We start from the raw sequence: 24,832 nt of genomic DNA, 5'->3' as shown, positions 1-24,832 counted from the left end.
CGGTGGGGCAGGTCACGGGGGACCGGTGGCGCCGGGGACGTTGAGCGACGGCGGCATAATCGATCGCGATGTCTGCTGCTGCTCCACCGCCCCGTCCCCCCGACGACCCGCCCCCGACGCCGGAGAAGCCCCGCATCCACCTCGACTGGGTGACGCTGGTCGCCGGCGCCCTTGCCGCGGTCTCGTCGGCCTTCCTGCTCTCCACGCTCGGCGCGGTCGGCACCCTCGCCGGCGCGGCCCTCGGCAGCGTCATCGCCTCGGTGACCTCGACGCTCTACTCGACCTCGCTCGAGCGCAGCCGCCAGAAGGTGCTCGAGGTGCAGGTGCCGCTGCGCCGCCGCGCCGAGGGCGAGACCACCACGCTCGTCGTGGACACCCCGGCGGAGGAGATCGTCGGGACCGCGGACCCCGTGCAGCCTCCCGCGCCGGTCGACCCCCGCAGCATGCCGACGGTGACGTTCGCAGCGGTCACGGCCGCGTCCGATCCCGGGCCCGAGGCCGCGTCCGCCGCAGCGGGCACGCCGACGGCGCCGACCGGGGCCGACCGGAGCGTCGGCTCGTCGTTGCGCTCCGTGCCCTGGGGCAAGGTCGGGCTCGCCGCCGCCGGGCTGTTCGTGGCCGCCATGCTCGTGCTCACCGTCATCGAGGGCATCGTCGGCAAGTCCGCGTCCGACATCACCGGGGGCTCCGACGGCGGGTCCCGCACGTCGTTCGGTCAGCTCGTCGGCGGCGGCAGCGGGTCGGGGGACACCGACCAGCGCGACCCGTCGCCGCAGCCGACGACGGACGGCACGACGGGGACGAGCGAGCCGGGCTCGGAGGGCTCGTCGAGCCCCACGACCACGGACGACCCCACCAGCCCCACGAGCGAGCCGACCACCGGCGCGCCCACGTCGGGGACGACGAGCACGCCCACCGGCGGGCCCACCGCGACGGCACCCACGGCGCCGCCGACCTCCGCCGCGCCCGGCGCAGCGGGCACCGTCAGCCCCTGAGCCGCGCCGGGTCCTGGCCCCGGCCCCGGTCCCGGCGCCGTGGCCTCAAGCCGCCGTCAAGATTGGGTCCAGGCTGCCCCGCGGCCCTCGCCGTGGCCCTGATGCCGGGCGCACGATGACGTGTGGGAAGGGAGAACCCACATGGACATCGACGACGCTGCCCTCCACGCCTGGGCGCCGGGTCTCGCACCGGCGGTCGCCGGGTTGCCGGCCGACCGGCGCACCTGGCGCATCAACCGCTCCGGTGTGCGCGGCTTGCTGGCGGCGTCCTCCGCCGGTCTCACGTGGAGCGAGCAGGGCGGCCTCGTGACGCGCCCGTTCACCGACGTGGCCTCGCTCGAGCTCGTCGGCGTCAACGGCGTGGTGCTCCACGTGCACGGACTCCTGCCCGCACGCCTCACCTTCCCCGACGTGCGCGACCGTGACGCGTTCGCACAGGTGCTCCACGCCCAGCGCGCCGCGGGTCACGGCCCCGCGCCCGCGGCGCCCGTCGCGCCGACGGTGCTGACGGTGCCGATCGAGCAGCTGCCCCCGCTGACCGTGGTGCCCGTCGCGCCGGGGCAGGCCCTCCCCGTGCCGCCCGTGGCCGTGCCGCCCGTGGCCGCGGCGCCGGTGGCCGCGCCCGCGGCACCCGTGGCCGCGCGCGGCCGCTCGGGGCCGAGCCCCTTCGGTCCGCCCACCGCACGCTCGGCCGCCCCTCAGGTGCCGCCGGTGCCGCCGGCGCTCGAGGTCCCGGTCGCTCCCGCGTGGCCGACGAGCTCGTCGTACCCGGCCCACCCGACCTACCCGACCTACCCGGCCTACTCGGGCCCCGCCCTCCCCCCTGCGCCGCAGGCTGCCGCGCCCCACGCCCCGCAGGCCCGCCCGTCCTCGCACCCTCCGTCGTCGTCGCGGCTCCGCGCGGCGCGCCTCGCCGAGGAGCGGCGTGCCGGGATGGTCCCGGGACCGACGGCGGCGCCCGAGGCCCCGCAGCACGCCCAGCACCCGCAGCACCCCCGGAGTCCAACGGCGGCGGCGCCGTCCGGCGACCTCGCGGTCACGCGGCTGCGGGACGGGCTCCTCGTCGCCGGCTTCCTCGCCGGCGTCGGTGTGCTGCTCGCCTTCTTCTCGAGCCAGGCGGCCTCCCAGTCCGTGCAGTCGACGGGCTCCCACGTGCTGACCTACGTGGGCATCGGCCTCGTCGTCCTCGGCGTCGCCACGGCGTTGGTCACGGCCGGCCGGGCACTGGGCGGCAGCCAGCGCTGAGCAGCGCGGTGGATCGCTGAGCACCCGTCTGCTCAGCGATCCACCGCACTGGTCGTCCACAGGCGCGCCGCTGCCCGTTCCCCGCCGGGTCGAGCGGGGAACGACGAGGGGGTGCCGTCACCGTTGCCCGCCCCGGTCCTCGCCCTGCTCGCCGACCAGGACTCCGTCGTCGCGCGCTCCCAGGTGCTGGACGACCTCACGGTTCCGCCCTGGCAGCTCCGCCGCTGGCTCGCCCGGGGGGTGCTCGTGCCGGTGCACCCGGGCGTGTACGTCGCGCACACGGGCCCGCTGACCTGGCAGCAACGGGCGTGGGCCGCGGTCCTGCACGCCCGGCCGGCAGCGCTCCACGGCGTCTCGGCGCTCCGCGCGGCGGAGGGGCCGGGTCGTCGCGGTCACGACGACGACGGTCCGGTGCACGTCGCGGTCGCCCGCGACCGCCCGGTGCGGGGGCTCCGCACGGCCGGAGGCGTCGTGGTCCACCGGGTCGCCCGGTTCGACGACGACGCCGTCCAGTGGAACCGGCAACCACCCCGGCAGCGCTACGAGGAGGCCAGCGTCGAGGTCGCCCTCCGCTGCGCCACCCGCACCGACGGGCTGGCCGTCCTGGCCGCGGGGGTGCAGGCGCGCCGTACCGTCGCCGCCAAGCTCGCCGACGCCCTCCAGGCACGGCGGCGCGTGCGGGACCGGGCGTTCTGGGTCGGCGTGCTCCGCGACGTCGCGGACGGGGCCAGCTCCGTGCTCGAGCAGGCCTACGTCGAGCGCGTCGAGCGCGCCCACGGCCTCCCGGCCGCCGAGCGGCAGCAGCGCGGCACGCTGCGGTGCGGCGTGGTCTACCGCGACAACGCCTACGAGGGGCTGCTCGTCGAGCTCGACGGGCGGCTCCACCACGACACGACCCGCCAGCGCGACGCCGACATGGAGCGCGACCTCGACAGCCTCGTCGAGGGTCGGGCGACGGTACGGCTGTCCTACGGGCAGGTCCTCGACCGTGCGTGCGTCACGGCGCAGCGGATCGGCACGCTGCTCTCGCAGCGGGGCTGGGAGGGCACCGTGACGCCCTGCGGTCCCGGCTGCGCCGCGGCGCGGGCGGCCGCCTGACGGCGACCATCAGCGCGGTGGATCGCTGAGCACCCGTCTGCTCAGCGATCCACCGCGTCCTCAGTCCGGCCCTCGCGCGCGCGGGCCTGCTGCGCCTCCTGGGCCTCGGCGATGATCCGCCGCATGGCGGCGTCGGCGTCGGCGGGTCGCCCGCGGCGCACGGCGTCGGCGACGTCCGCGTGCCACTCGATGGCCGCCGGCTCGGGGTCGGGCGGCATGAGGTCGTGGTGGGTGCGTCCGGCGAGGACGGCGTCGACGACGTGGGCGAGCGCGGCGTACATCTCGTTGCCCGACGCCGCCAGCAGCGTGCGGTGGAAGCGCTGGTCGGCCTCGAGGTAGGCCTCGAGGTCCCGGGCGCGCGCGTGCACCGTCATGTCGGAGACCGCGGCGGCGAGCGTGGCCGCCTGGGCCGCGTCGGCGCGTGCCGCCGCGAGCGCTGCTGCGGCCGGTTCGAACCCGACCCGCAGCTCCGAGAGGCACCGCAGCTGCTCGTCGCGCTCGGGTCCGTCGAGGCGCCACGCGATGAGGCGGGGGTCGAGGACGTTCCAGCAGCCACGCGCGGCGACCGTGATCCCGACGCGTCGCCGCGAGGTCACGAGCCCCATCGACGTCAGCACCTGCACGGCCTCGCGGGAGACCGACCGGGAGACGGCGTACGCCGCGTCCACGTCCTCCAGCCGCAGCACGGAGCCCGGCGGCAGGTCGCCGTGGGCGATGCGCCGGCCGAGGGCGTCGAGGACCGTCCCGGTGCGGGGCCCGACCGGGCGAGAGGGCTCTCCGCTCACGCGCGCTCCTCACAAATCAGATTTCTTTTGCTTCAGCCTTGTAAACGGCTGATGAATCATCCCACACTGGAGGGCAACTGGTGTGACGGCGCGCACGTAGGTGCGGGCCCGGGAACGGAGGAAGCGCATGAGCCAGCAGGACCAGCCGCCGCTCGTCGTGGTGATGGGTGTGTCGGGGTCGGGCAAGTCGACGGTCGGCGCGGCCCTCGCGCAACGGCTCCGCGTGCCGTTCGGCGACGCCGACGACTTCCACCCCCAGGCCAACATCGACAAGATGGCGTCGGGCCACGCGCTCGACGACGACGACCGCCGGCCCTGGCTCGAGGCCATCGGCCGCTGGCTCGCCGAGCGCGCCGGCACGAGCGGGGGAGTGGTGACCTGCTCGGCGCTCAAGCGGACCTACCGCGACCTCATCCGTGAGGCGGCGCCCACCGCCGTGTTCGTGCACCTCGAGGGCAGCCGCGACGTCATCGCGCGGCGCCAGGCCAGCCGGCCCGGGCACTTCATGCCGGCCTCGCTGCTCGACTCGCAGTTCGACACGCTCGAGGACCTCGGCGAGGACGAGACGGGCGTCGCCGTCGACGTGGCGCAGTCCGTCGACGACATCGTGGCCGAGGCGGCGTCCTGGGTCACCGACGGGAGCGCCCGATGAGCGCCGCGTTCACCAGCGCCGCCACCGGCGACCTCGTCGAGCCCATCAACGGCGGCGCCCAGCTCATCGGGGCCGGCCTCGCGGGCATCGCGGTCGTCGTGGTGCTCGTCGCCGTCGTCAAGCTGCACCCGTTCCTCGCCCTCGTGCTCGGCGGCTTCACCGTCGGCGGCATCGCGTCGATCGGTTCCGACGCCCAGGTCGACGGCGTGCCCTACGACCTGGCCCACGTCGTCACCGTCTTCTCGACCGGCTTCGGGTCCACGACCGCCAGCGTCGGGCTCCTCATCGCGCTCGGCGCGATGTTCGCGAAGCTCCTCGCCGACTCCGGCGGTGCCGACCAGGTGGTCGACACCATCGTCAGCCGCTCCTCGCGCCGGGCCCTGCCGTGGGCGATGGCCGGCGTGGGCGCGCTCATCGGCCTCCCGATGTTCTTCGAGATCGGTCTCGTGCTGCTGATGCCGGTCATCTACCTCGTCGCGCGCCGGGCCGAGCTCTCCCTGGTGGCCATCGGCATCCCGACGCTCGCGGGGCTCTCCGCGATGCACGCGCTCGTCCCGCCCCACCCGGGTCCGCTGCTGGCGATCGACAACCTCGGCGCCGACCTCGGCATCACGCTGGGCCTGGGCGTCCTGTTCGCGATCCCGGTCGTCATCGTCGCGGGACCGCTCTTCGGCATCCTCGCCGCCCGGTGGGTGCCCGTGCCCGCCCCCGCCGCCGTCGGAGCGCCCGCCGGCCCCGGCACGCAGGACGACGACGGCCCGGGCAGCGAGGGCCCCGGCGGGACCGGCGCCGGCACGGCGGCGGAGGGAGCCCCGGCGGGCGCCCGCCGTCCCGGCTTCGCCGTCACGGTCGCCACGGTGCTGCTCCCCGTGCTGCTCATGATGGGCAAGGCGATCTCCGACATCGCGCTGTCCGAGGACAACCCGGCCTACCGCGTGCTCGACCTCCTCGGCACCCCGTTCGTCGCCCTCCTCATCGCGGTGCTCGTCGCCATGTGGACCTTCGGCCTCGGCCTGGGCTGGAACCTCAAGCAGGTCGGCCGCAGCGTCGAGTCCTCCCTGCCGGGCGTCGCGGGCATCCTCCTCATCGTCGCCGCCGGCGGTGGCTTCAAGGAGGTGCTCGTCTCGACGGGCGTCGGCACGCTGCTCGCCGAGTGGGCGCAGGACGCCAACGTCTCCGTCATGCTCCTCGCCTGGGTGCTGGCGGTGCTCATCCGTCTCGCCACGGGCTCGGCGACCATCGCCACGGTCACCGCCTCGTCGCTCATGGCGGGCCTCGTGGACGGCCTGAGCGCCGGGGAGGTCTCCCTCATGGTGCTGGCGATCGGTGCGGGCTCGGTCTTCTTCTCGCACCTCAACGACGCCGGCTTCTGGCTGGTGAAGGAGTACTTCCGCCTCGACGTGCCCCAGACCATCAAGACCTGGTCGGCCATGGAGACGGTGCTGTCGGTGACGGGCCTGGTGCTCGTGCTGGCCGCCGACCTGGTGATCTAGCGCTCGGGCACCCCGCCCTGCCCGGACGTCACGACGAGCCCAGCACCCCGGCGGCGCGCGCGGCGGCGGCGTACTTCTCCGCCAGCGTCGCCGGGGTGTCGTGCGCGTTGAGCCCGCTCGGGTTCGGCACGACCCACACCTCGGTCCCGCCCCACGGGTCGGCCTGCCGGCCGCCGGTCGCGCGGGGCTGGTGGAACGCGCTGCGGTACGCCGTCAACCCGGCCACCGCCACCACCCGCGGGGCCAGCCGCTCCACGAGGTCGCGGAGGCGCTGCCCGCCCTCGCGGTACTCCGCCGTGGTCAGCTCGTCGGCGCGGGCGGTCGCGCGCCGTACGACGTTGGTGATGCCGATCCCGCGCGACCGCAGGTGGTCGCGGTCGGCGTCCGTCATGCCGGCCGCGGGATCGATGGGCCGCTCGATGATCCCGGCGGCGTGGAGCGCCGGGTAGAAGCGGTTGGTCGGGTGCGCGAAGTGCGTCTGCGTCGCCGCGGTCCACAGGCCGGGGTTGATGCCCACGAAGAGCAGCCGCAGCGGCGGGTCGTCCGGGCCCGGCAGCAGGTCGGGGACCTCCTGCCCCCGGTAGGTCTCGAGCTCGGCGCGGGTGAACGTACGACGCGGTGGGGCCACCCGCCGGAGCATGACAGATGTCATCGACGACCCGTGAGGGCTGCGGGTGAACCCGTGAGGTCGTGCACTGACCGCGGGGCCGGACCGCGGCCACGATGGAGGCATGACCACGACAGAGCAGATCCGAACGGCGTCCGCCGCGGGTGCCGGGACGGGGGCCGCGATCTCGGTCCGCGGCCTGCGACGCACCTACGGCAAGGGCTCCGCCGCCTTCGAGGCCGTGCGCGGTGTCGACCTCGACGTCCCGACCGGCACGATCACCGCCCTGCTCGGCACGAACGGCGCCGGCAAGACCTCGACGCTCGAGGTGGTCGAGGGCCTGGGCCGCGCCAGCGGCGGCACCGTGGAGGTGCTGGGGCTCGACCCCGTCGCCGACCGGGCCGAGGTGCGGCGCCGCACCGGCGTGCTGCTGCAGACGAGTGGCTTCTCCGGTGACCTGACCGTCGCCGAGACGGCCCGGCTCTGGCAGTCGACGCTGTCGACGCCGCGACCCGTCGACGAGGCGCTCGCGATGCTCGACCTGAGCGCCCGCGCCACGGTGAAGGTGAGCGCGCTGTCGGGGGGCGAGCGGCGCCGGCTCGACCTGGCGTGCACGCTCATGGGCCGGCCCGAGCTCGTGTTCCTCGACGAGCCGACGACCGGCCTCGACCCCGAGAGCCGCCGCGAGGTGTGGCGCCTGGTGCGCGGCCTGCGGGCGGCGGGGGCGACGGTGCTCCTCACGACGCACTACCTCGAGGAGGCCGAGACCCTGGCCGACCGGCTCGAGATCATGCACGGCGGTCGCATCGTGCGCAGCGGCACCGCCGGCGAGATCGCCGACGGCCACCCCTCGACCATCGCGTTCGACCGCCTCGAGCGGGCGCTGCCGCACCTGGCGGGCGGCGTGGTCGACCCCGCGTCCTACGGGCAGCCCCGCACCGTCGTCGAGACCGTCGACCTCCAGGCGACGCTCACGGCGCTGCTCGACTGGGCCCGCGACGAGAAGGTGCGCCTCGAGGGCCTCGACGCCCGCAGCGCCAGCCTCGAGCAGGTGTTCCTCGCGATCGCCGACTCCAGCACCGACGACCGGCGGGACGCGCCCGCCAGCCCGTCCACCAGCCCGAAGGGGGCCTGACATGAGCACGATCGACCTGACGCCCGCGTCGTACGAGGCCGCGCAGCAGGGGGCGAGCGCTCGACCGCAGGGGTCCGCCGCGCGGCGCGTGCTGGGCATGGCGCGCGCCAACACGGTGCTCCTCGTGCGCAACCGGATGACGTTCGTCTACGCGGTCGTGATGCCGCTGGGGCCGCTCGCCCTGCTCCTCGTCGGGTCGCGCGGCGAGACCGGCGCCGGCATCTCCGCGCTCACCAACGTGCTGATGCTGGCCGCGATCTTCCCGGTCTACTACAACCTGCTCTCGCTCACCGTGACCCGCCGGGACGAGCTCGTCCTCAAGCGGCTGCGCACCGGTGAGGCGACCGACCGCGAGATCATGGCGTCGATGGCGCTGCCCGGCGTCGTGGTGCTGCTCGCCGTGGTCGCGATCAGCGTGCCGGTCGCCGCGGCGCTCGGTCAGCCCCTGCCGCACAACGGCGTGCTCGTGGGCCTCGCCGCCCTGCTGGTGGCGGCGGCGTTCGCCGCGCTGGCGTTCTGGACGGCCGCCTGGACGAAGAACGCCGAGGCCGCCCAGCTGACCTCGATGCCCGTCATCCTCGTGGCCGTCGTCGGCTCGCTCGCGGCGATCCTCCCGGAGCGCGCGCAGTCGGTGCTCGCCTGGACGCCGGGTGCCGCGCTCGACGCGCTCGTGCGGATCGGGTGGTTCGGCCAGGACGCCGACGGCGCCGCGGTCTCGTTCGGCGACTCGTTCGCGGCGTCCGCGCAGCCGCTCGTGACGCTCGCGGTGTGGGCGGTCGTGGCCGCCTCCCTCGCGGCGCGGTCGATGCGGTGGGAGCCGCGCGGCTGACCCGCCTCCCGAACGGTCCCGGGCGCGTGGGGGACGCGCGGGACACCCGCGGGGCGCGGGCGGCCATGATGGTCGCCTGCGCCCCGCCGCACGCAGACCGAACGAGGGGAGGAGGGCCGATGGCACGGTGGAACGGCTTCTGGACCCGCCGCACGGACGTGCAGCGCGTCGAGCTCTACACCAAGGTCTCGCTCTACGTCCTCGTCTGGTGGGTCGGCTTCTCCGTCGTCGTGTTCCGGCCGGAGGCGCTCGCCTCGGTCCGCACCGCGCTGCTGCTGAGCGTGGTCGTCGTGGTCACCGCGCTCGCGGCCACGGTCGGCCTCCGGGTCGCGATGGCCCAGGTGCGGCCCCGTCTCGACGACCCGGCGGTACGCCGCGCGACCGCCGCCAACGTCGTCGCCGCGCTCGTCGCGCTGGGTCTCGGGCTCGCGTTGCCGCAGGACGACCGCGGCCTCGTCGTGACGGTGGTCGCCGGCACGGTCGCGTGGGGCGTCGGCGCCGTGCGCGGCCGGGCCGCGGTCGCCATCGGCCCGGTGCTCCTCGTGGGCGGCACGCTCGTGCTGTTCGGGGCGGCCGGGTCGCCCGCCGCCGTGGCCTGGCTCGGGGTCTACGCGTTCTTCGTCTTCACCCTCCGCTCGTCGTTGTGGCTGCTCGCGGTGGTGCGCGAGCTCGACCAGACGCGGCAGGCCCAGGGCCGGCTGGCCATCGCGGAGGAGCGGCTCCGCTTCTCCCGCGACGTGCACGACGTCCTCGGGCGGCACCTGTCGACGATCGCGGTGCAGGCGGAGCTCGCCTCCCGCCTCGCCGAGCGCGGGGACGAGCGCGCCGCCGCCACGATGCTCGAGGTGCGGGCCGCCGCCCACGAGGCGCTGCGCGAGGCGCGGGCGCTGGCCCGCGGCTACCGTCCGGTGGACCTCACCACGGAGCTCGAGGGCGCCCGGTCGCTGCTGCGGTCCGCGGGCATCGCCTGGCACGAGGACCTCGACGACCTGCCGCCCCGGTGGCGGGAGCCGGTCGGGTGGGTCGTCCGGGAGGCCATCACCAACGTGCTGCGCCACTCCACCGCGACCCGGGTGGCCGTGCGCTGGGAGCGGGACACGGAGGGCGCAGGCGGCGTGGGCGGCGTGGGCGGTGCGGGCGGTGCGGGGTCGCTCGTCGTGCGCAACGACGGCGCCCGGCCCGCCGACCCGGCCCACGCGGGCACGGGCCTCCTCGGTCTCGGGGAACGGCTCGCCCCGGCGGGTGCGACGCTCACCACCGCGCGGAGCGACGACGATTTCGTGCTCCGCGTCGACTTCCCGGCCGACACCGCGGCCGGACGAGGGGAGGAGCCCGCATGATCCGGGTGCTGCTGGCCGACGACGAGAACCTCATCCGCGAGGCGCTGGCCCAGATGCTCGCGCTGGAGGACGACCTCGACGTCGTCGCGCAGGCCGCGAGCGGCGAGGAGGCCCTGGCGATGGCGCGCAAGACCAGCCCCGACGTCGCGGTGCTCGACCTGCAGATGCCCGGCCGCGACGGGCGCGGTCCCGACGGGATCGAGGTCGCGGAGGGCCTCGCCACGGCGGCCCCCGGGTGCGTGGCGGTCATCGTCACCAGCCACGGGCGGCCCGGCCACCTCAAGCGGGCGCTCGCCGCCGGCGTACGGGGGTTCCTGCCCAAGACGACCTCGGCGGCGACGCTCGCGGGGGTCGTGCGCACGGTCCACGACGGTGGGCGTCACGTCGACCCGGAGCTGGCGGCGGAGGCCATCAGCGCCGGTGACAGCCCGCTGACGCCGCGGGAGGCGGACGTGCTCGAGCTCGCGGCGGACGGGGCGCCCGTCGAGGAGATCGCCCGCCGGGCGTCGCTCTCGCCGGGGACGGTGCGCAACTACCTGTCGAGCGCCGTCACGAAGCTCGGGGCCGCCAACCGCCACGACGCCTGCGCCACCGCGCGCCGCATGGGCTGGATCTGAGTCCGGCGAGGCGGCGGTGGGGCACCCGTCAGGGGTAGCCCACCTGGATGCCGTTGGGCACGGGCCGCTTGCTGCCGTCCGAGGGCTGGTTCACGGTCACCATCCGGCCGCCGACACGGGCCAGCATCGTGGAGGAGCCGCCGCCGTCGAGGTTGAGGGCCTCGTCCGCGCCGAGCCAGAGCGCGATCTCGGCCGCCTCGAGGTGGGTGATGCCGCGGCTGCGCTCGGAGCGACCGTCGACGACGAACAGCAGCAGCCGGTGCGTGTCGCGGTCGTAGGCGACGACGGTGCGCGGGGCGAGCGTCGTGTCGCTGCGGTTCGCGACCTGCCCGTCCCGCACGAGGGGACCGCTGGCCCCGACCGCGAACGCCACGTTGCCCGGCACGGCGACGCGGGGGGTGACGAGCGTGCCGTAGGGCATCTGCGCGGCCTGCGTCGCCGCCGTGCCGCGGGCGACCAGCACGTAGCCGCCCCGCGGGACCGTGCGCACGGGCGCGGAGGAGTTGAGCACGACGCGGCCGTCGCGGACGACGACGGTGCGCACGTCGCTCGCGCCCGCGGTCACGGGGCGCGCGTCGATCGAGGTGCCCCACGCCGACGAGTAGACGCCGACGGAGTCGGCCGCGACCGCGCCCGAGTTCCAGGCGCTGACGGCGAGACCGGGGAACTCCACGAGGCGGGCCTGCAGGTCGAGCTGACCGAGACCGACGCTGCCCCCGCGGGTCATCCAGACCGCGTAGTTCCAGCCGCTCTCCCGGCCGTTGAGCACGCCGGCGCTCCGGCTGATGCCGAACCCGCGGGGGGCGCCCGTCGTGTCGATGTCGAAGAAGTCGCCGTTGATCGCGGCGACGGCGTTCGGCCCGACGAGGCGGTCGAGGGTGGCACGCGTCGCGACCTGGCCGCTCCAGGCGTGGTCGGGGCGGACCTTCGTCGACCCGCCGAGGTCGATGGCGACGAGCTTGCCGACGTACCCCCCGCGCTCGTCCACCTCGCTGAACGTCTTGAGGTAGACGCCCGTGGCGAGCCGCACGGTGTCGCCGGTGCGGAGCGGGTGCGTGGCGGCGGTGCGCGCCCGCTCGCCGGGCCGGGCGGTGGGCGGGACCGGGACGACGGACGGGTCCTCGGTGTCGGAGGAACCGTCGTCGGTCGTGGACGGGCCGGCGGTCACGGTCCACGTGATCGGCACGTCGGTGGCGGCGGGCGAGGGCGCGGCGGCGCCGAGCAGGAGGAGGAGGGATCCGACGCCGGCCGCCGCGCTGCGGCGGAGGGACATGGGAGCACGGTAGGGCGATCGGTAACATTCCGCCGGTGCATCCCGAGACTTCACCCGAGACCGCTCCGTCCCTGACCCTTCCGGGTGTCTCGGTCGTGATGCCGGTGCTCGACGAGGAGCCCTACCTCGCGGACTCGGTGGACCGGGTGCTCGCCCAGGACTACGACGGCCCCGTCGAGGTCGTCCTCGCCGTCGGGCCCTCCTCCGACGCCACCGAGGCGATCGCCGCGGACATCGCGGCCCGGGAGGCGCGGGTGCGCGTCGTACCGAACCCCACGGGACGCACCCCGCAGGCCCTCAACGCCGCGCTCGCCGCGACCACGCAGCCCTACGTCGTGCGGGTGGACGCCCACGGCTTCCTGCCCGACGGCTACCTGCGGCGCGTGGTCGAGCTGCTCGAGTCGACGGGTGCGGCCAACGTCGGCGGTCGGATGGATGTCGTCGGCGAGGACGACTTCGGCCGGGCCGTCGCCGTGGCGATGAGCTCGCGGCTCGGCATCGGCGGCTCACGCTTCCACGTGGGTGGCGAGGCGGGGCCGGCGGAGACGGTCTACCTCGGCGCGTTCCGGCGGGCGGTCCTGGAGCAGCTGGGCGGGTACGACGAGCGCTACCGCCGCGCGCAGGACTGGGAGCTCAACCACCGCATCCGGGCGGCCGGCGAGGAGATCTGGTTCGACCCCTCGATCGCCGTCACCTACCGCCCGCGCCGCAGCGTGCGGGCCCTCGCGCAGCAGTTCCACGGCTCGGGCCGGTGGCGTCGCCGCGTGGTCGAGCACTACCCGGAGACCGCGTCGCTGCGCTACCTCGCCCCGCCGGTCGTCACGGCCGCCGTCGCGCTCGGCACGGCCGCGGGTGTCCTCGGCGCCGTCACGGGCTCGCGCGTGCTGCAGGTCGGTTGGGCGGCGCCGGTGGGGTATGCCGCGGCCGTCACTGCCGCGTCCGTGCCCGAGGGCCGCGACCTGCCGCTGCGGGCCCGGGCGTGGCTGCCCGCGGTGATCATGACGATGCACCTGTCGTGGGGCGCCGGGTTCCTCCGCAACGTCGAGCGGGCCGAGCGGGCCTGAGTCCGTCCGCGCGCTCGGGGGCGAGGAAAGTGCGCGCTGGACGAAGGAAAACGCGGACCGGAGGTGGCCCGGCATCGGCGTGTCGCGGGCTCCGGTCCGCGTTTTCTTCAGCGGGGCCCGGAACGCGTCCGCGTTTTCTTCACCGGGGCGGTCGGTCCGGTGCAGGACGGTGGCGTGTCCCGCCGCACCCGGGACGTCATGCGGTCCGGTGCCCGGGGCGACCGCCGCGCATGACGTCCGACGGGCCGGAGCCGGTCCGGGGCCAGGACTGTGCGTCTGGTGCAGCTCGAACGGTGCCGGACCTGTCCCAGCCGCACATTTCCGCCCCCCGGACCGGGCCCTACTTCTTCGACGCCTCGACCTTGGCGCGCTGGGTCTCCATGTAGGCCTCGATGACCTCGTCGGGCTTGCCGTCGGCGCGCAGCACGCCCGAGTCGAGCCACAGCACGCGGTCGCAGGTCTCCTTGATGGTGCCCATCGAGTGGCTGACGAGCAGCACGGTGCCGGCACGCTCGCGGATCTCGTCGATCCGGCGCTGGGAGCGCGCCTTGAAGGACGCATCACCGGTGGCGAGGGCCTCGTCGATCATGAGGATGTCGGGGGAGGCGGCGGTCGAGATCGCGAACCGGAGCCGCGCGCCCATGCCGGAGGAGTAGGCCTCCATCGGCAGCCGCACGAAGTCCCCGATGTCGGCGAACTCGACGACCTCCTCGTAGTGCGCCGCCACCTCGTTCGGCTTCAGCCCGAGGGCGAGGCAGCCGAGGATGATGTTGCGCTCGCCGGAGAGGTTCTTGATGAGCGCGCCCGAGACGCCGAGCAGCGAGGCGACGCCGTCGGTGTAGATCGCCCCGCTCGTCACCGGCATCGCGCCCGCGACGGCGCGCAGCAGCGTCGACTTGCCGGAGCCGTTGTGCCCGATCAGGCCGATCGACTCGCCGTGGTGGGCCACGAAGGAGACGCCCTTGACGGCGTGCACGACGTCGACCGCGCCGACGCCCTGGGAGAACCCGCGCGCCCAGCCGGGCAGCCGCGACGACCCGGTACGGCGCTTGCCGCCGAACGTCTTGTACTTGAGGTGCACGTCGTCGACGACGAGCACCGGGCGCCCCTTGTCGGGGGTCGTGGGGGCCACCGGAGCGGCCGGGGTGTCGTTCTCGGGAGTCTGCTCAGCCACGGCCGTACTTCGCCTCCGCCCGCCAGAAGAAGAGGAACCCGACCACCAGGGTGACCACCGCCCACCCGAGCGCGGCGAGCCACAGCGTCGCCGACGGCTCCGCCTCGACCATGAGGCAGGTGCGCGCCAGCTGCAGGTAGACCGCCACCGGCTGGTAGGCCAGCGCGGTGCCGATCAGGCCGGAGCCGGCGTAGGTGGTGATGGAGAAGAAGACGCCGGAGAAGTACATGAGCGCCCGCATGATGAACGGGATCAGGTTCGCGACGTCCCGCACCTCGACCACGAGCCGCGCCAGCAGGAACGCCATGCCGGTGCCCCAGACGTGCATGAGCGCGATCGCCCCGGGCAGTGCGAGCCACCACCACGTGAACGGCTCCCCCGACAGCGGCACCAGCACGAGCAGCACGACGGTTGCGGGCAGGAACGTCAGGAGCTCGGTGAGCACCGTCGAGATGGGCAGCAGCGCCCGGGGGAACTGCAACGAGTTGACGAGCCCGGTGTTGCCGACGACCGCCTTCGAGCCCAGCGTGATGGCCCGGGTGATGAACTGGAAGAAGAAGATGCCGATGAGCAGGTAGGCGATGTAGTTCTCGATGCCCCGGTCGGTCTTGAGCACGTAGCCGAAGATCGCCAGGTAGACCGCCGCGTTGATGAGCGGGTTGAGGATGTTCCACGCCTGGCCGAGGTAGCTGCCCTGGTTCTGGCTGTAGGCCTGCGACTTGGCGAGCATCCACGCGAAGTGGCGCCGGCCCCAGAGGCCGGAGAGGTAGGTGCTCAGGCGCGGTCGTCCCCCGACCTGGCGCAGCCCGTTGCTCTCGGCGATCTCCTTCAGCGAGAGGCCGACCTCGTCGGGCAGGCGGCCCTGCCCGTCGGCGACGGGCTCCGCGGACGTCACGCGGGGACCTCGCGGAGGCGGCGGGTCATGCAGGTGCTCCTCGGGGATCGGGGCGGCCGGCGGCCGGGTCGTGCGGACAGCATCGGGCAGGGTACCTCCCTCAGCCGCAGGGGACGGCACCGAGACGGCCGAGCCCCTCGAGGTCCCCGGGCCCGAACTCGGTCATGGCGCCCCGCCCAGGTCGGGCTGCTCGTCCTCGTCGGCCCACAGCACGAGGACCGGCTGGGGCACGCCGGCGTCGTCGATGCGGTCGGTGTCGCGGTCGTCCGTCTCGCCGACCACCCGTAGGTCGAGCCCGGTGGCGGCGCCGACGCGGGCGAGCGCCGTGTCGACGAGGTCGCGGTGGTCGCGCGGGGCGCCCTCGGGGTTGACGAGCACCTCGACCGTCCGGCAGGGGTCGTAGCCGACGGGCGCGTCGCTGCCGGGCTGCGTGGCGAGGAACGCGTAGGTGCCCTCGCCGGCGACGTACGTCGGACGCTCGCCGTACCGCTGGAGCCCGAGGAGGTCGCGCAGCGGCGCGGCCTGCGGTGCGAGCGCCACGACGACGCCCATGAGCAGGACCAGGACCGAGGACCCCATGAGCACGGTGACCCAGCGCCGACGCGGCGGGGGCCGCCGCGAGCCGGCGGGCACGCCGTAGGGCAGCGCCCCCAGGCCGAGCGCAGCGTCGACGCGGTCGAGCTCCTCGAGACGCCGCAGCATCTCCGCCTCGCGGCGTCGGCGCTCCCGTCGCTCGCGCCTGCTCCCCTCGTGCACGCGCCCATCATGGCCGGGTACGGCGCGGCATCATAGCCACATGGCACGAATCGACCCCAAGAAGGCGGCGACCCTCGCGACGACGGGGGTGACGCTGGCCGTGAAGTACGGCCCCCAGCTGAAGCTCGCCTGGGACAAGGGCGGCAAGCAGGCCGCGCAGGCAGCGGCCCGGCGGGCCGGGCTCGTGCGCGCCAAGCGCCAGGCCCACGCCCACGCCGCGGGGCTCGTCGACGCCTCCGTGCTGCAGCTGGCGCCGGGCGGCGACACGGTCTACGTCGTGCTGAGCGGCAGCACGCCGGTCGCGGCGTACCCGCCCGTCGCGACCCCGCTCGCCGAGCTCGTCGCCCACGCGGACCTCACGCGGGCGGTGCCGCCGGAGCAGCCGCGCTCCCTGCGACGGGGCGGGTCATGAACACGCTGTTGGGGTCGGGGGCGTAGTCGGCGAACGGCCCGCACTCGACGAACCCGTGCCGCGCGTAGAACCGCCGCGCCGGTGCGAAGAACGGCTCCGCCCCCGTCTCCAGGCTCACGCGGGCCAGCCCGCGCGAGCGGGCGAGGTCGAGCAGGTGGGCGAGCAGGTGGGAGGCGACGCCCGTGCGGACGGCCGTCGGCGCCGTCCGCATCGACTTCACCTCGCCGTGGCCCCCGGGCTCGGTCGGGTCGTCGAGCTCCTTGAGCGCCCCGACGCCCAGGAGCGTCCCGTCGGCGGTGCGGGCGACGCAGAAGGTGATCGCGGGGTCCCGCAGCTCGTCGAGGTCGAGCGCGTGCACGGACTCCGGCGGCGAGACGGCGCGCATGTCGGCGAGGTGGGCCTCGAGCAGCGCCCGCACGTCGCGGGCGGTGAGGTCGGGATCGACGGACACGGTGACGGGAGGTGGGGCGGGCGACACGGTCGTCGAGGCTAGCGGCCCGTGGCGGGGGCCGTCCGCTTGGCATGATGACGTCGTGCCGGCGCCCCGCAACACCTTCGTCGAGGGCGACAACCTCGACGTGCTCGCCGGCCTGGCCGAGGGCTCCGTCGACGTCGCCTACCTCGACCCGCCCTACAACCGCGACACCGCGCTCCTCTACCGCGACCGCAGCGCCGTGGCCCGGGCCGGCGCCGCCGACCGGCACGCCGCGTGGGTGGCGATGATGCGCCCGCGCCTCGCCGAGGTACGCCGCGTGCTCGCCCCCGAGGGCGCGGTGTTCGTCAGCATCGACGACCGGGAGGTCGCGCACCTCCGGCTCCTGCTCGACGAGGTCTTCGGCGAGGCCGCGTTCGTCGCCCAGGTCGTCGTCAACCTCAATGCGAAGGGCCGCCAGCTGGGCGGCGGCTTCGCGGTGAGCCACGAGTACCTCCTCGTCTACGCCCGCGACGCCCGCCGCTGCCGCCTGGACCCGACGAGCCCCGATGCCGTCGACCCGGCCGACTTCGGGCACACCGCCGAGGACGGCCGGCGCTACCGCCTGCTGCCGCTGCGCAACACCAACAAGCGCTTCCGCCCGTCGACCGCCCCGACGCTGCACTACCCGCTCCACGGCGACCCGGGGACGGGCCGGGTCTCCTGCGTCCCCTTCGACGGCGCGACCGAGGTGCACCCGGTGTTCGGCGACGGCGCGCCCGCGGTGTGGCGGTGGTCCGCGCCCCTCGTGGCCCAGCGGTCCGACGACCTCGTCTGCCGCACGGTCCGGGGACGTCTGGGGGAGCGGGTCGACGTCTTCCAGCGCGACTGGCTCACCCCTGAGCGCCGCAAGAAGCTCACGACGATCTGGCTGGCCGAGGAGATCGGCTCGACCGACACGGCCGTCGCCGAGGTGACGGCCCTCGTGGGCAAGGCCTTCGACTCGCCGAAGCCCACGGGTCTCCTGCGGCGCGTGGTCGCGACGTACCCCGCCGACGCCCGGGTGCTCGACCCCTTCGCCGGGAGCGGTACGACGGGGCACGCGGTCGCGCTGCTCAACGCGGCCGACGGCGGCACCCGCACGTGCCTCAGCATCAACGCGGGCGAGCCCGTGCGGCCCGGGTCCGCGGCGGCGGAGGCCGGCTTCGCGACCGTCGCCGACGTCACCCGCGCCCGGCTGCGGGCGGTGGACGCGACCCTCGGCGGGGGCTACGCCGAGGGCGTCGGGGAGGGCTTCACGCCCCGGTGACGCCGGTGGCCTTCTCGAGGGCCGCGACCTCGTCGTCGAGGAAGGTGAGGAGGCGCTGCAGCCGCGGGACCGTCCGGCGGCAGCCGGTGAGGCCGAACCCGAGGCGCCCGTCGTAGGACGTGCAGGTGATGTTGAGGGCGATGCCGTGGAGCGGGATCGACAGCGGGTACATCCCCACCATGCGCGCACCGTCGAACCAGCGCGGGCCGTCCGGGCCCGGGACGTTGGAGATGATCAGGTTGAACGGTGGCCGGACCAGGCCCTGCATCCGCAGCAGCGGCAGCACGACCGCCGGCGCGAGCCCGAGCGCCGTCATCGCCAGCGCCTGGGTGTTGGTCATCGACCCCAGCGCCTCCTTGCCCTCCAGCATCGAGCGGCGCACCGAGCGCAGCCGGTCGGCCGGGTCGGCCAGGTCGGTGCCGAGCTTCACCATGACGGCGCCGACCGCGTTGCCGCCCTCGGCGGACGCCACCGCCGCCTGGCCCCGCCGGAACGACACGGGCACCATCGCGGTGAGCGTGGTGTCGGGGAGGGCGTCGAGCTCGGCGAGGTAGGCCCGCAGCGCCCCGGAGCACATGGCCAGCACGACGTCGTTGATGGTCGTGCCCGACGCCCGCCCGATGGCCCGCAGCCGCTCGAGCGGCCAGTCGTCCGCGGCGAACCGTCGGGCGCCGGTGATCCGGCGGTTGAGCAGGGTGCGCGGCGAGTAGAAGCTCACGGCGGACGTCTCGTCGCGCACGCCCCGGCTGATCGTCCGCACGAGGGAGGCGGGCATCCCGGCCGCCTCGCCGGCGACGGCGAGCGCGCCGTTGAGCGCCTGCACCGGCAGCGCCGGGCGGGCGTGGGTCGACGGGTGGGACGGCCGGTCGCGGCGGGCCCACGGCGCCGGCATGTCCCGCAGGTCGGGATCGTCGGTGAGCACGCTCTGGAGCAGGCGCATCGCCCCGACGCCGTCGAGGAGGGCGTGGTGCATCTTCGAGTACATCGCGACGCGACCGTCGGCGAGGCCCTCGATCAGGTGCCACTCCCAGAGCGGGCGCTCCCGGGCCAGGCGCGTGCCGTGCAGCCGACCACAGAGGTCGAGCAGCTCGCGGATGCGGCCGGGCGCGGGCAGCGCGTTGTGGCGCACGTGGTGCTCCACGTCGAACTCGACGTCCTCCCGCCACGTCCACGCCCCGCCGGTCGCGAGCGAGCGGTGGGGGTGCTGGAGGAACAGCGGCGACATGTCCGGGGTCGCCCGCACCCGCTGCACCAGCTCGCGCGTGAACTCCGGCCCGGCCTCCGGGGGCATCTCGAACAGCTGGAGACCCCCGACGTGCATCGGCATGCTGCGGCTCTCCGCGAAGAGGAACGCGGCAGCGGTCGGGTCCAGCGGTGCGCCCACGGGAGGCCTCCAGACGGGGTGAGGTACGACGGCGTGTCGTGGCTCACAACGTACTCGCCCCCCAGGCGTTACCCAGGTTTTCCTCCCCAGGCCTTCCGCCGACGCACACGGGCGTCGCAGGGTGGGCCCGCACACGTCGGCCACTCCATCTCGGGAGCACCACCATGCGCGATGTCGCCCACCCCTGTCCTCCTGCCGCCCACCGGGCGACCTCGTACCTCCTGGCCGCCGCGCTGGCGGCCCTCCTCGCGATCGCCAGCCTGCTCGTCGCGCCGTCGCCGGCCCACGCCGCGACGTACTCGGCGCCGGTGACGCAGGCCGTCGCCGACCTGCCGGTCGCCACCGAGAACCGCACCGGCTACAGCCGCGACCTCTTCCGGCACTGGATCGACGCGGACGGCGACGGCTGCAACACGCGCAACGAGGTGCTCCTCAGCGAGGCGGACTCGGCGCCCAGCGTCGGGTCGGGCTGCTCGCTGTCCGGCGGCCGCTGGTACTCCTACTACGACGCGACCAGCTACACGAGCGCGTCGTCGCTCGACATCGACCACATGGTGCCGCTCGCCGAGGCCTGGGACTCGGGGGCCTCGCGCTGGTCGGCGAGCCGCCGGGAGGCCTTCGCCAACGACCTCGGCTTCTACGGGTCCCTCATCGCCGTCAGCGCCTCCTCCAACCGGTCGAAGAGCGACCAGGACCCCGCGGAGTGGATGCCGTCCGGCTCGCGGTGCCGCTACGTCACCGAGTGGGTCTCGGTGAAGCACCGCTGGGGCCTCGCCGTCGACTCGGCCGAGAAGCAGGCGCTGACGTCGTACGCCGCCGGCTGCTCCCAGACCGTAAGCGTGACCATCTACTGATCGGCCCGCTACTGATCGGCCCGCTCGTCGTCCCCAGCCGCAGGGCGGGGGACCGCTGTCCCCAGGCCCCGTCCGGGTACCCCCGGGCGGGGTCGCGGCGTCCTAGCGTCGTCCTCGTCCGCACCGGAGGGTCCGGTGCGAGCAGGACGGGGGACGAGATGGCACGTCGAGCAGCAGGGATCGTGGCGGGGACGGTGGCGGGCACCGTGACGGGAGCGGCGGTGGGGGCCGTGGTGGCCCTCGGGGTCGCCGGGGGCGGCGCGGCGGCCGCGGTGGGTGCGCCCGCGCAGGCCGCCGACCGGGCACCCGGCTGGGTGCCGCCGGGCGACACCGTGGTGGCGGTGGAGGGCGACGCGGACAACGGGTTCACGATCGAGCACCACGACGGCACCACGCTGCACCCGCCCACGCTGTCGGAGGCGACGGCGGAGTGCGGGGAGTACGACGCGGAGGTGCAGGTCGCGGTGTGCGTCGCCGAGGTGGAGACGTGGTACCGGGACCTCGCCGACCTCCAGGTCGCCATCGCCTGGGCCCGTCACGACGCGGGCGGGGGAGGCCGGGGCACGGTGCACGTCGGCTGAGCGCCCCGCGGTCGTCGTCACAGGTCGGGGCAGCGCCTCCTCTGGCATGATCGGGCCTCGTGGAGGCGCTGCCCGTCGATCGGATCTGGGCCAAGGGCCGGCTGTCGGCGAGCGCCCGCGTGGCGCGGTGGCGCTCCAAGCGCTTCCAGGTCGCGCAGTGCGCGATCGCGGCCGGCGTGGCCTGGTTCCTCGCCTCCGACGTGCTCGGCCACGACCACCCGTTCTTCGCGCCCGTCGCGGCCGTCCTCGGTCTCGGCACGTCCTACGGCCAGCGGCTGCGGCGGGTGGCCGAGGTGGCGGTCGGCGTCGCGGTGGGGGTGCTCATCGCCGACCTCCTCGTGCTGCAGATCGGGTCGGGCTGGTGGCAGCTGATGCTCATCGTCGTGCTGTCGATGTCGACGGCGCTGCTCCTCGACGGTGGGCAGCTGCTCGTCACCCAGTCGGCGGTGCAGGCCATCTTCGTGGCCACGCTCGTGCCGACGCCGGGCGGCGCCTTCGTGCGCTGGACGGACGCCCTCGTCGGGGGTGCGGTGGCGCTGGTGGCCGCCACGCTCGTGCCTTCGGCGCCGCTGCGGCGGCCCCGGGAGCAGGCGGCCGTGGTGGTGCGCAAGATCGCGGCGCTCCTGCGAGCGGCCTCGGAGGTCATGGTCGACGGCGACACGGAGCGGGCCTTCGACGTGCTGGCCGACGCCCGGGCCACCGACTTCCTCATCCGCGAGCTGCAGGACGCGGCCGACGAGGGCATGTCGGTCGTGGCGTCCTCCCCGTTCCGGTTCCGGCACCGTGACGCGGTGCGGCGCATGAGCGAGCTGGTCGAGCCGCTGGACAAGGCCCTGCGCAGCACCCGCGTGCTGACGCGGCGCACGGCGATCGCGGCGTACCGCCGACGGCCGGTGCCGCCGGGGTACGCCGTGCTGTGCCGGGAGATCTCCGAGGCGGCGGAGGCCGTCGCGGGGGAGCTCGCGCACAACCGCATGGCGACCGACGCGCAGCCGCTGCTGCTCCGGGCGGCCCGCGGCTCCGCGCAGCTCGAGCGCACCGACGAGCTGAGCATCGAGGTGCTCCTGGCGCAGATGCGCTCGGTGATCGCCGACCTGCTGGAGGTCACCGGCATGGAGGCGCTGGAGGCGACGGACGCGCTGCCGCCGGTGGGGTAGCGCCGGCGGGCGGCGGGCGGCGACGCGCTCACAGGAGGCGCACAGCCGACCCACACGACCCTCCCCGCCTCCGCGGGCACGGTGTGACTCGTCCACCAGTCGCCCCGAGGAGCTCCCACCATGAGCAACACGCCCCCACCTGACCAGACGCCCGACGGCCCGGCCTACGACGGCCGGCTGCTGGCCCGCCCCGACGAGGACGTCGTCGACCAGGGTGCGGGCTTCGACGCCACCACCCTGCTGACCCGCCGCCGCGTGCTCGGCGCGGCCGGCGTCGGCGCGGGCGCGCTCGTCCTCGCCGCCTGCTCGTCCGGATCGAGCACGTCGAGCGGCGGCTCCGGGGGCTCGTCGGCGACGTCCGACGGCGGCACCGGCACGTCGACCACCATGACCGCCGACGGCGAGATCCCGCAGGAGACCAACGGTCCCTACCCGGCCGACGGCACCGCGGACCTCAACGTGCTGCAGGAGTCCGGGATCGTGCGCAGCGACGTCACCTCCAGCCTCGACGGGTCGGTCGTCGCCGACGGGGTGCCCCTGGAGATGTCCTTCGCCCTCACCGACATGGCCGGCGGTGACGTCCCGTTCGCCGGTGCCGCGGTCTACATGTGGCACTGCGACGCCAACGGCGAGTACTCGATGTACTCCGAGGGGCTCGAGGACGTCACCTACCTCCGGGGCGTCCAGGTCGCGGACAGCGAGGGCCGCGTCGCGTTCACGACCATCGTCCCCGCGTGCTACTCCGGCCGGTGGACCCACATCCACTTCGAGGTCTATCCCGACCTCGACTCGGCGACCGACGTCGAGAACGCCATCGCCACGTCACAGGTGGCGTTCCCCGAGGACATGCTGACGCCGATCTACGCCCTCGACACCTACGCCGGGTCCACGCAGAACCTGTCCCAGGTGACGCTGGAGACCGACAACGTCTTCAGCGACGGCTACGAGCTGCAGATGGGCACGTTCACCGGGGACGTCGCGTCCGGTTACGTCGGCTCGCTCGCCGTTGGCGTCGACACGACGACCGAGGCCGGCGCCGGCAGTGCCCCCGGTGGTGGGGGCGGCGAGGGCGGCGGACCCGGCGGTGAGGGCGGCCCCGGTGGCGGCCAGCCGCCGAGCGACGGCCAGACGCCGCCGGACTCGTCCGCCACCGAGTAGCGGCTGCCCCCACCCCGTCCCACCCGTCCCACCCCACGCACCCACCCACCCCAGGAGAGACCCCATGCTGCAGAACCTCACCGGATGGCACGCCCTCGTGATCCTCGCGATCGTGCTGCTCGTCTTCGGATCGTCCAAGCTGCCCGCCCTCGCGAAGAGCGTCGGCCAGTCCGTGCGGATCCTGAAGGACGAGACCCACGACGGGTCCTCGTCCGCCGCGGCCGACGCGCCGGTCGCCCCGGCCGCCCCGGTCGCGCCGGTCGCGCCGGTCGCGCCGGTCGCGCCGGTCGCGCCGGTCACCTCGGTGGCCGACCGCCGCGTGCCGTGAGCGCGACCGCCGTCGCGCCGGAGGCTCCGACCCGGGGGGCGATGCCCCTCGCGGACCACCTGCGCGAGGCCCGGAGGCGCACGATGCGCGCGGCGGCGGCGCTCGTCGTGGGGGTCGTGGTCGGCTACCTGCTCTCCGACCACGTCCTCGACGTGCTGCGCGCCCCCATCGAGGAGCTGGGGGAGTCGCGGCAGGCGAGCCTGAACTACGACACCGTCACCGCGGCGTTCGACCTCAAGCTGAAGATCGCGATCTTCGCCGGGATCGTGCTGTCGTGCCCCGTCTGGCTCCTCGAGCTGCTCGCCTTCGTGACCCCGGGTCTCACCGGGCGCGAACGGCGGGCCACCACGGGCTTCCTGCTCGCGGCGGTGCCGCTCTTCGCCGGGGGCTGCGCGTTCGGCTTCTGGCTCTTCCCCCACATGGTGCGGGTCCTGGCGGGGTTCTCCTCGACGGAGGACACGACCATCCTCACGGCGTCGTACTACGTGGACTTCGTGCTCCGGGTCGTGCTCGCGACCGGCATCGCCTTCGTCCTCCCGGTGTTCCTCGTGGCGCTCAACCTGCTGGGCGTGCTGCCCGCCCGCACCCTGCTCCGCGGGTGGCGCGCCATCGTCGTCGTCATCGTGCTCTTCAGCGCCCTGGTCACGCCCGCGGCCGACGTCATGTCGATGTTCTTCGTCGCGGCCCCCATGACCGTCCTCTTCGGCGCGGCACTCGTGGTCACCCAGGTCCACGACCGCCGAGCCGCCCGATCCCTGCCGACCAGCGAGTGAGGCCCCCGTGTTCGGACTGACCTTCGAGAAGCTCTTCGTGGTGGCGGTCGTCGCCGGTGTGCTGATCGGCCCGCAGCGCCTCCCGGCGTACGCGCACCAGGTGCGCGCGACCGTCCGCGGCTTCCGTGCGTTCGTCGAGGCCTCCCGGGCCCGCGCGCAGGTGGAGCTCGGCGACGTGCTGACCCGGGCCGAGTGGGAGGCGCTCGACCTGCGGCAGTACGACCCCCGCCGGATCGTCCGCGATGCCCTCGACGGCGCACCCGCGGTGACGCCGACCCCCGCCGACCCCGACGGCTCCGTGGAGGACGCCGCGCGCGCCGAGCTGGTGGAGCAGGCCTCGCGGGTCCGACCGGGCCAGCGCTTCCTCGTCGCCGGGTCCGCCGCGCACCCGAGGCGGGTGGCGATCGCCTCGCTCCCGCACGACGACCCCCGGCGGCTGGCCGCGGAGGGACTCCCGGAGCCGCCCGGGGACGGCGCCGTCGTCGACGCCGAGGAGGAGGGCTGAA

At 75.0% G+C, this 24,832-nt stretch carries 27 protein-coding genes; 19 read left to right on the top strand and 8 right to left on the bottom strand.

The genetic code is table 11. The features are described from left to right. Positions 1 to 68: 68 nt before the first annotated feature. The 3 genes from QE405_RS12420 to QE405_RS12410 all read left to right on the top strand — a co-directional run bounded on the left by QE405_RS12420 (position 69) and on the right by QE405_RS12410 (position 3,338). Complete coding sequence (locus QE405_RS12420) at positions 69 to 995, top strand: hypothetical protein (RefSeq protein WP_307201154.1); 927 nt, start codon at positions 69 to 71, stop codon at positions 993 to 995. 141 nt (positions 996 to 1,136) lie between these two features. Beyond that, complete coding sequence (locus QE405_RS12415) at positions 1,137 to 2,240, top strand: hypothetical protein (protein WP_307201152.1); 1,104 nt, start codon at positions 1,137 to 1,139, stop codon at positions 2,238 to 2,240. Positions 2,241 to 2,363: 123 nt separating this feature from the next. Further along, positions 2,364 to 3,338, top strand: a complete 975-nt coding sequence (locus QE405_RS12410; RefSeq protein WP_307201150.1) for a hypothetical protein — start codon at positions 2,364 to 2,366, stop codon at positions 3,336 to 3,338. Positions 3,339 to 3,379: 41 nt separating this feature from the next. Here QE405_RS12410 and QE405_RS12405 read toward each other — a convergent pair whose 3' ends face one another. Beyond that, positions 3,380 to 4,123, bottom strand: a complete 744-nt coding sequence (locus tag QE405_RS12405; protein WP_307201148.1) for a FadR/GntR family transcriptional regulator — start codon at positions 4,121 to 4,123, stop codon at positions 3,380 to 3,382. A gap of 127 nt (positions 4,124 to 4,250) precedes the next feature. Here QE405_RS12405 and QE405_RS12400 point away from each other — a divergent pair, with 127 nt between their 5' ends. Both QE405_RS12400 and QE405_RS12395 read left to right on the top strand, forming a co-directional pair. Then, entirely contained in the window at positions 4,251 to 4,775 is a 525-nt protein-coding gene (locus QE405_RS12400; protein WP_307201146.1) for a gluconokinase, read from the top strand. After that, a complete protein-coding gene (locus tag QE405_RS12395; protein WP_307201144.1) occupies positions 4,772 to 6,268 on the top strand; it encodes a GntP family permease in 1,497 nt (498 codons plus the stop codon). The genes QE405_RS12400 and QE405_RS12395 overlap by 4 nt, the downstream gene beginning before the upstream one ends. Before the next feature lie 28 nt (positions 6,269 to 6,296). Here QE405_RS12395 and QE405_RS12390 read toward each other — a convergent pair whose 3' ends face one another. Next, a complete protein-coding gene (locus QE405_RS12390; RefSeq protein ID WP_307201142.1) occupies positions 6,297 to 6,896 on the bottom strand; it encodes a mismatch-specific DNA-glycosylase in 600 nt (199 codons plus the stop codon). A gap of 103 nt (positions 6,897 to 6,999) precedes the next feature. Here QE405_RS12390 and QE405_RS12385 point away from each other — a divergent pair, with 103 nt between their 5' ends. The 4 genes from QE405_RS12385 (at position 7,000) to QE405_RS12370 (ending at position 10,796) form a co-directional block, all read left to right on the top strand. After that, complete coding sequence (locus QE405_RS12385; protein WP_307201140.1) at positions 7,000 to 8,010, top strand: ABC transporter ATP-binding protein; 1,011 nt, start codon at positions 7,000 to 7,002, stop codon at positions 8,008 to 8,010. A 1-nt stretch (position 8,011) separates the two neighbouring features. Continuing rightward, positions 8,012 to 8,839 carry an ABC transporter permease gene (locus tag QE405_RS12380; RefSeq protein WP_307201138.1) on the top strand — a complete coding sequence of 276 codons (828 nt, stop codon included), beginning with the start codon at positions 8,012 to 8,014 and terminating at the stop codon, positions 8,837 to 8,839. Between the two features lie 119 nt (positions 8,840 to 8,958). Then, positions 8,959 to 10,179 (top strand): sensor histidine kinase, encoded by a 1,221-nt coding sequence (locus QE405_RS12375; protein WP_307201135.1) that lies wholly within the window; start codon positions 8,959 to 8,961, stop codon positions 10,177 to 10,179. After that, complete coding sequence (locus QE405_RS12370; RefSeq protein WP_307201133.1) at positions 10,176 to 10,796, top strand: response regulator transcription factor; 621 nt, start codon at positions 10,176 to 10,178, stop codon at positions 10,794 to 10,796. Before QE405_RS12375 ends, QE405_RS12370 begins: the two co-directional genes overlap by 4 nt. Positions 10,797 to 10,824: 28 nt before the next feature. Here the strand turns inward: QE405_RS12370 and QE405_RS12365 are convergent, their stop codons facing one another. After that, positions 10,825 to 12,069, bottom strand: a complete 1,245-nt coding sequence (locus tag QE405_RS12365; protein ID WP_307201131.1) for a phosphodiester glycosidase family protein — start codon at positions 12,067 to 12,069, stop codon at positions 10,825 to 10,827. A gap of 35 nt (positions 12,070 to 12,104) precedes the next feature. On the opposite strand from QE405_RS12365, the gene QE405_RS12360 reads away from it, so the two are divergent. Further along, positions 12,105 to 13,133 (top strand): glycosyltransferase family 2 protein, encoded by a 1,029-nt coding sequence (locus tag QE405_RS12360; protein ID WP_307201129.1) that lies wholly within the window; start codon positions 12,105 to 12,107, stop codon positions 13,131 to 13,133. Between the two features lie 340 nt (positions 13,134 to 13,473). Here the strand turns inward: QE405_RS12360 and QE405_RS12355 are convergent, their stop codons facing one another. The 3 genes from QE405_RS12355 to QE405_RS12345 all read right to left on the bottom strand — a co-directional run bounded on the left by QE405_RS12355 (position 13,474) and on the right by QE405_RS12345 (position 15,958). Then, positions 13,474 to 14,307 (bottom strand): ABC transporter ATP-binding protein, encoded by an 834-nt coding sequence (locus QE405_RS12355; protein ID WP_307201127.1) that lies wholly within the window; start codon positions 14,305 to 14,307, stop codon positions 13,474 to 13,476. Continuing rightward, complete coding sequence (locus tag QE405_RS12350) at positions 14,300 to 15,202, bottom strand: ABC transporter permease (RefSeq protein ID WP_307201125.1); 903 nt, start codon at positions 15,200 to 15,202, stop codon at positions 14,300 to 14,302. Before QE405_RS12350 ends, QE405_RS12355 begins: the two co-directional genes overlap by 8 nt. A gap of 162 nt (positions 15,203 to 15,364) precedes the next feature. Further along, entirely contained in the window at positions 15,365 to 15,958 is a 594-nt protein-coding gene (locus QE405_RS12345; protein ID WP_307201123.1) for a hypothetical protein, read from the bottom strand. Between the two features lie 40 nt (positions 15,959 to 15,998). Between QE405_RS12345 and QE405_RS12340 the strand changes: the two genes are divergently transcribed. Next, positions 15,999 to 16,370 carry a hypothetical protein gene (locus QE405_RS12340; RefSeq protein ID WP_307201121.1) on the top strand — a complete coding sequence of 124 codons (372 nt, stop codon included), beginning with the start codon at positions 15,999 to 16,001 and terminating at the stop codon, positions 16,368 to 16,370. Here QE405_RS12340 and QE405_RS12335 read toward each other — a convergent pair. After that, a complete protein-coding gene (locus tag QE405_RS12335) occupies positions 16,315 to 16,848 on the bottom strand; it encodes a GNAT family N-acetyltransferase (RefSeq protein WP_307201119.1) in 534 nt (177 codons plus the stop codon). The genes QE405_RS12340 and QE405_RS12335 overlap by 56 nt on opposite strands. A 55-nt stretch (positions 16,849 to 16,903) precedes the next feature. On the opposite strand from QE405_RS12335, the gene QE405_RS12330 reads away from it, so the two are divergent. Beyond that, positions 16,904 to 18,091 carry a site-specific DNA-methyltransferase gene (locus QE405_RS12330; RefSeq protein WP_307201117.1) on the top strand — a complete coding sequence of 396 codons (1,188 nt, stop codon included), beginning with the start codon at positions 16,904 to 16,906 and terminating at the stop codon, positions 18,089 to 18,091. Here QE405_RS12330 and QE405_RS12325 read toward each other — a convergent pair. Further along, positions 18,078 to 19,475 carry a WS/DGAT/MGAT family O-acyltransferase gene (locus tag QE405_RS12325; protein ID WP_307201115.1) on the bottom strand — a complete coding sequence of 466 codons (1,398 nt, stop codon included), beginning with the start codon at positions 19,473 to 19,475 and terminating at the stop codon, positions 18,078 to 18,080. The two genes, QE405_RS12330 and QE405_RS12325, sit on opposite strands and share 14 nt — an antisense overlap. Positions 19,476 to 19,639: 164 nt before the next feature. Between QE405_RS12325 and QE405_RS12320 the strand changes: the two genes are divergently transcribed. The 7 genes from QE405_RS12320 (at position 19,640) to QE405_RS12290 (ending at position 24,831) form a co-directional block, all read left to right on the top strand. Continuing rightward, positions 19,640 to 20,329: an HNH endonuclease family protein gene (locus tag QE405_RS12320; protein ID WP_307201113.1), complete on the top strand. Its 690-nt coding sequence runs from the start codon at positions 19,640 to 19,642 to the stop codon at positions 20,327 to 20,329. Positions 20,330 to 20,487: 158 nt separating this feature from the next. Then, complete coding sequence (locus tag QE405_RS12315) at positions 20,488 to 20,910, top strand: hypothetical protein (protein ID WP_307201111.1); 423 nt, start codon at positions 20,488 to 20,490, stop codon at positions 20,908 to 20,910. Positions 20,911 to 20,969: 59 nt separating this feature from the next. After that, the gene (locus QE405_RS12310; RefSeq protein ID WP_307201110.1) at positions 20,970 to 22,067 is read left to right on the top strand and encodes an FUSC family protein; all 1,098 of its coding nucleotides are present in this window, start codon (positions 20,970 to 20,972) and stop codon (positions 22,065 to 22,067) included. A gap of 120 nt (positions 22,068 to 22,187) precedes the next feature. Next, positions 22,188 to 23,225 carry an intradiol ring-cleavage dioxygenase gene (locus tag QE405_RS12305; protein WP_307201108.1) on the top strand — a complete coding sequence of 346 codons (1,038 nt, stop codon included), beginning with the start codon at positions 22,188 to 22,190 and terminating at the stop codon, positions 23,223 to 23,225. A 64-nt stretch (positions 23,226 to 23,289) separates the two neighbouring features. Continuing rightward, entirely contained in the window at positions 23,290 to 23,553 is a 264-nt protein-coding gene (locus tag QE405_RS12300; protein ID WP_307201106.1) for a Sec-independent protein translocase subunit TatA/TatB, read from the top strand. Continuing rightward, positions 23,550 to 24,326: a twin-arginine translocase subunit TatC gene (tatC, locus tag QE405_RS12295; protein ID WP_307201104.1), complete on the top strand. Its 777-nt coding sequence runs from the start codon at positions 23,550 to 23,552 to the stop codon at positions 24,324 to 24,326. The genes QE405_RS12300 and tatC overlap by 4 nt, the downstream gene beginning before the upstream one ends. Positions 24,327 to 24,333: 7 nt before the next feature. Further along, complete coding sequence (locus tag QE405_RS12290; RefSeq protein WP_307201102.1) at positions 24,334 to 24,831, top strand: hypothetical protein; 498 nt, start codon at positions 24,334 to 24,336, stop codon at positions 24,829 to 24,831. Position 24,832 lies beyond the last annotated feature (1 nt).

The sequence above is a fragment of the Nocardioides zeae genome, from assembly GCF_030818655.1.
Lineage (GTDB): Bacteria > Actinomycetota > Actinomycetes > Propionibacteriales > Nocardioidaceae > Nocardioides > Nocardioides zeae_A.
The sequence above is the reverse complement of the archived record's forward strand: the minus strand, read 5'-3'. Positions and strand labels throughout refer to the sequence as shown.

What these genes read in the sequence shown, in the direction of transcription:
- QE405_RS12365 (WP_307201131.1), bottom strand. Translation starts at nt 12,069, where the DNA reads ATGTCCCTCCGCCGCAGCGCGGCGGCCGGCGTCGGATCCCTCCTCCTC.
- QE405_RS12415 (WP_307201152.1), top strand. Translation starts at nt 1,137, where the DNA reads ATGGACATCGACGACGCTGCCCTCCACGCCTGGGCGCCGGGTCTCGCA.
- QE405_RS12305 (WP_307201108.1), top strand. Translation starts at nt 22,188, where the DNA reads ATGAGCAACACGCCCCCACCTGACCAGACGCCCGACGGCCCGGCCTAC.
- QE405_RS12315 (WP_307201111.1), top strand. Translation starts at nt 20,488, where the DNA reads ATGGCACGTCGAGCAGCAGGGATCGTGGCGGGGACGGTGGCGGGCACC.
- QE405_RS12370 (WP_307201133.1), top strand. Translation starts at nt 10,176, where the DNA reads ATGATCCGGGTGCTGCTGGCCGACGACGAGAACCTCATCCGCGAGGCG.
- QE405_RS12420 (WP_307201154.1), top strand. Translation starts at nt 69, where the DNA reads ATGTCTGCTGCTGCTCCACCGCCCCGTCCCCCCGACGACCCGCCCCCG.
- QE405_RS12385 (WP_307201140.1), top strand. Translation starts at nt 7,000, where the DNA reads ATGACCACGACAGAGCAGATCCGAACGGCGTCCGCCGCGGGTGCCGGG.
- QE405_RS12340 (WP_307201121.1), top strand. Translation starts at nt 15,999, where the DNA reads ATGGCACGAATCGACCCCAAGAAGGCGGCGACCCTCGCGACGACGGGG.
- QE405_RS12320 (WP_307201113.1), top strand. Translation starts at nt 19,640, where the DNA reads ATGCGCGATGTCGCCCACCCCTGTCCTCCTGCCGCCCACCGGGCGACC.
- QE405_RS12380 (WP_307201138.1), top strand. Translation starts at nt 8,012, where the DNA reads ATGAGCACGATCGACCTGACGCCCGCGTCGTACGAGGCCGCGCAGCAG.
- QE405_RS12400 (WP_307201146.1), top strand. Translation starts at nt 4,251, where the DNA reads ATGAGCCAGCAGGACCAGCCGCCGCTCGTCGTGGTGATGGGTGTGTCG.
- QE405_RS12395 (WP_307201144.1), top strand. Translation starts at nt 4,772, where the DNA reads ATGAGCGCCGCGTTCACCAGCGCCGCCACCGGCGACCTCGTCGAGCCC.
- QE405_RS12300 (WP_307201106.1), top strand. Translation starts at nt 23,290, where the DNA reads ATGCTGCAGAACCTCACCGGATGGCACGCCCTCGTGATCCTCGCGATC.
- QE405_RS12375 (WP_307201135.1), top strand. Translation starts at nt 8,959, where the DNA reads ATGGCACGGTGGAACGGCTTCTGGACCCGCCGCACGGACGTGCAGCGC.